The 4,440-nt window shown below is 61.4% G+C and carries 4 protein-coding genes; 2 read left to right on the top strand and 2 right to left on the bottom strand.

Features of this window, described 5'->3' with window-relative positions:
• Positions 1-111 precede the first annotated feature (111 nt).
• Entirely contained in the window at positions 112-906 is a 795-nt protein-coding gene (locus tag IQK56_RS22370; protein WP_150675675.1) for a class II aldolase/adducin family protein, read from the bottom strand.
• 187 nt (positions 907-1,093) lie between these two features.
• A complete protein-coding gene (locus IQK56_RS22365; RefSeq protein WP_122305934.1) occupies positions 1,094-1,999 on the bottom strand; it encodes a LysR family transcriptional regulator in 906 nt (301 codons plus the stop codon).
• Positions 2,000-2,212: 213 nt separating this feature from the next.
• Here IQK56_RS22365 and IQK56_RS22360 point away from each other — a divergent pair, with 213 nt between their 5' ends.
• Together IQK56_RS22360 and IQK56_RS22355 are read left to right on the top strand one after the other, a co-directional pair.
• Entirely contained in the window at positions 2,213-2,824 is a 612-nt protein-coding gene (locus tag IQK56_RS22360) for a cysteine dioxygenase family protein (RefSeq protein ID WP_193901834.1), read from the top strand.
• Positions 2,821-4,404 carry a rhodanese-related sulfurtransferase gene (locus tag IQK56_RS22355; RefSeq protein ID WP_193901833.1) on the top strand — a complete coding sequence of 528 codons (1,584 nt, stop codon included), beginning with the start codon at positions 2,821-2,823 and terminating at the stop codon, positions 4,402-4,404. The genes IQK56_RS22360 and IQK56_RS22355 overlap by 4 nt, the downstream gene beginning before the upstream one ends.
• Positions 4,405-4,440: the final 36 nt, after the last annotated feature.

Raw genomic sequence — 4,440 nt, 5'->3', positions numbered from 1 at the left:
GTGAAGCCGACTTATTGAGCCGCAGATTTCGTAGGTGCGCCCAGTTTGCTGCGCGACAGCGCTACGTCGAAGAGGTAGTGGGGCCTCCCACATTCTTCATTTGACTCGGGATCAGTTCTTGTAGTCGATATCCGTACGCTCCAACTGCCGAATCAGTGCATTCCAATGCCGCGCCACGCCCGGGCCTTCACCGCTGCTATGCGCCTTGGCCTGCTCTTCCACCTTCGCCACCACCTCCTGTGGCGGAAAGACCAACTCCGCATTCCCCGCCGCCTGCGCCGCAATCTGGATATTGCAAGCCCGCTCCAACCCTTGCAGTTGCTGGAAGGCATGTTCGACGCTGATGCCCGCCGTCAACAGCCCGTGGTTACGCAGGATCATCACACTCTTGTCGCCCAAATCCGCCACCAGCCGCTCGCGCTCGTCCAGGTCGAGGGCGATGCCTTCGTAGCCGTGGTACGCCACACGCCCGGAAAAGGCGATGGAGTGCTGGGAAATCGGCAACAAGCCGTCCTTCTGCGCCGACACCGCAATACCGTCGCGGGTATGGGTGTGCAGCACCGCTTGCAGATCATGGCGTGCGCCGTGGATGGCGCTGTGGATTACGTAGCCCGCGTAGTTGATACCGAGGCCAGTAGGATCGTCGACGATGGTGCCGTCGAGGTCGACCTTGACCAGGTTGGAAGCGTTGATTTCATCGAACAACAGGCCAAAGGCATTGATCAGGAAATGCTCCTCCGGGCCCGGTACACGGGCGGAGAAGTGGGTATAGATATGGTCGGTCCACTTGTACAAGGCCGCCAGGCGGTAGGCGGCGGCCAGTTTCACGCGCACCTCCCACTCTTCTGGCGTGACGCGTTGACGAACGTTATTGGAAACGCTGGAAATCGAGGTGACGCTGCTCATGGCAAAACTTCCTGGATGGCCTTAAGGACTTCCAGGCAAGCCTAGGGGATGCTCAAACATAATAAAAAGCACATTTTAATCTAAGCTAATTATTATTTTTTTTCATAACACTCCACCCCTTGGTCTGCTCTCAGGTCCCTATCGGGGCAACTCTCAAAGGCTCACCACAAAGCCCCCTCACACAGGGTTAAGCGGCGTTACGGATTTTGTGCAACGAGGCAGCCACCCATTTGCCAAACGCATCCACCGGCCCTTGCAGGTTGCCGAGAAAGTGCGGGTAGATCAGCCACAAATCCATCACCGGTTTGAAGTCCTTGAGCGGCATCACCGCCAGTTGCTCACGGTGCGCACTGCGTTCCAGCAGCGGGCGCGGCACCAGGCCCAAGCCCAACCCATCGGCGACCAATCCCAATTGCAACTCGGTGCCGAACGTCTCCAGGTTGACCCGCAGCGCAAGGCCCTGGTCGGACAAAGTACGCTGCAGGCCAGCGCGGAACCCGCAGCCGTCCGGGTTGAGGATCCAACCGCTCTGGTACACATCCGCCAGCTTGCACGGCTTTTTCGGCAACTGCGCCTTGGCGCACACCACCACCAGTTCCATCTTGCCGATGGACTCGCCAACGATGTTGTCCGGGAAGATCTTACCCGCCGGGAACAACGCCGCCGCCGCATCCAGCTCACCCCGTTCGATCTTGCCAACCAACTGGCTGCCCCAGCCGGTCGCGACCTGGGCCCGCAGTTCAGGGTACTCAGCGCGCAGCAGCTTCAGCGCATCCAGCAGCACCACATCACCGATGGTCTGCGGCACGCCCAGGCGCAGTACGCCGGTGGGGGGTGCGTCAGTGGCGACCAGTTCGCGCAAGGCATCCATCTCGCGCAGGATCAAGCGGCATTGTTCATACACGCGGGTGCCGATCAGCGTTGGCTTGAGGGGTTTGGTGTTGCGGTCGAACAGCTCCACCCCCAGCGCCTGCTCGAAGTTCTGCACGCGGCGGGTAATGGCCGGCTGGGTCAGTTGCAACGACTCGGCGGCATGGCTGATGGACTGGCAACGAATCACTTCGACAAAGGCATCGATATCGTCAATTTTCATTTGGGCCGCACATAGAGAACAGTCATTAAGATGTGTGCGAAGCATAGTTGCAGGAACGTTATCTGAATAGCCCAGGCTGTGATCGATAACGTCTAACACTATTCAGACCAGTTCTAAATTACCTTCAGCTATAAGCTAATCATTAAAAAATAGCATATTAACTATAAACATTATGCTTAGATAAACCCATCGACACCGACTGATGGAATTGTCATGACCCAGGCCCGACACCCCGAGAGACTCAGAGCCTTTATTGGCGCCCTGGCGGAACTGATCGACGGCAATCCCCGCGAAGGTGACCTGCTGCACCGTGGCGGGAAACTGCTCGCGCAACTGGTCAGCCATGATGACTGGCTCCTCGATGAATTCGCCCAACCCAACCCCGAGCGCTACCAACAATTCCTGTTGCATGCCGATTCGCGCCAGCGCTTCAGCATCGTCAGTTTTGTATGGGGGCCGGGGCAAACCACGCCGATTCATGACCACCGGGTATGGGGGCTGATCGGCATGTTGCGCGGCGCGGAGTTTTCCCAAGGTTTTGAACGCGCCCCTGACGGCAGCCTGGTCGCCGAAGGCAAGCCCATTGAGCTGGTGCCGGGCCAGGTCGAGGCGGTGTCGCCCAAGGTTGGCGATATCCATCAGGTGAGCAACGCCCACAGCGACCAAGTGTCCATCAGCATTCACGTGTACGGCGCCAATATCGGCGCGGTACGCCGCGCCGTGTACCAGCCCGACGGCAGCGAGAAGCTGTTTATCTCCGGTTATTCCAACGCCTTCCTCCCGAACATCTGGGATTTGTCCAAAGAAAAGAGCCCTGCCCTATGAGCACCGTACCGACCCGCAGTTTCGCGCAGATTCGCCAGGCCCTGTTGGACCATGCAGAAGTCGCCCTGATCGACGTGCGCGAAGAAGCGCCGTTTGCTGAATCCCACCCGTTGTTCGCCGCGAATATCCCGCTGTCCAAACTGGAACTGGAGGTGTTTGCGCGCATCCCACGGCCCGATACCCAGGTGACCGTCTACGACAACGGTGAAGGGCTCGCCGTCCGCGCCGCCGAGCGCCTGGTTGCATTGGGCTACACCCAGGTCAGCCTGCTCGACGGCGGCCTTGACGGTTGGCGCGCCGCCGGTGGCGAGCTGTTTATCGACGTGAACGTACCGAGCAAGGCCTTTGGCGAACTGGTAGAGAGCGAGCGCCACACGCCGTCCCTGGCCGCCGAGGAGGTGCAGGCCCTGCTCGACAGCCAGGCCGATGTGGTGGTGCTCGACGCCCGCCGTTTCGACGAATACCAGACCATGAGCATCCCCACCAGCATCAGCGTGCCCGGTGCCGAACTGGTGCTGCGCGCCCGCGAACTGGCGCCGGACCCGGCCACCCGCATCATCGTCAACTGCGCCGGTCGCACCCGCAGCATCATCGGCACCCAGTCGCTGATCAATGCGGGCGTGGCCAACCCGGTGTCGGCGCTGCGCAACGGCACCATCGGCTGGACCCTGGCCGGTCAGAAGCTCGCCCATGACCAGTCGCGCCGCTTTGCGCCAACGTCGGAAGAACACCGCCACATCGCCGCCCAGGACGCACGCCGCGTGGCCGACAAGGCCCGCGTCGGCCGCGCCACCCTCGGCGACCTGCAACGCTGGCAGCAAGAACCCACGCGCACCACCTACCTGTTCGATGTGCGCACCCCGGAAGAATTCGACGCCGGCCACCTGCCCGGCGCCCGCTCCACCCCAGGCGGCCAATTGGTCCAGGAAACCGATCACGTGGCCAGCGTGCGCGGCGCAAGGCTGGTGCTGGCAGATGACGACGGCGTGCGCGCCAATATGTCCGCGTCCTGGCTCGCCCAACTGGGCTGGGAGGTGCATGTACTGGACGACCTGCAAACAGCGCATTTCAGCGAAAAAGGCGCCTGGGTCGCCCCGGTGCCCGCCCCGCCCCAGGCCGAACTGATCAGCCCCCACACCCTCGCCGATTGGCTGGCCCACGGCGACACCGTGGTGCTGGACTTCACCGCCAGCGCCAACTACGTCAAACGCCATATCCCCGGCGCCTGGTGGGCGCTGCGCGCACAACTGCCCGACGCCCTCGCAAAAATACCGACCGCCGAGCGCTATGTACTGACCTGCGGCAGCAGCCAACTGGCGCGCCTGGCGGTGGCTGAAGTCGAAGCCATTACCGGCAAGCAAGTGTTCCTGCTGCAAGACGGCACTGCGGGCTGGATCAACGCGCAACTGCCCCTGGAAGAAGGCGAAACCCACCTGGCCTCACCGCGCATCGACCGCTACCGCCGACCGTATGAAGGCACCGACAATCCCAAGGAAGCCATGCAGGCGTATCTGGATTGGGAGTTCGGCTTGGTCGAGCAATTGGCGCGCGACGGTACCCATGGGTTCTATGTGATCTGATCACTTTTCCAAGTCCAGCACAGATCTCTGTGGAGG

The organism is Pseudomonas cyclaminis (assembly GCF_015163715.1).
GTDB lineage: Bacteria > Pseudomonadota > Gammaproteobacteria > Pseudomonadales > Pseudomonadaceae > Aquipseudomonas > Aquipseudomonas cyclaminis.
This window is presented reverse-complemented; position numbering and strand designations above follow the sequence as displayed.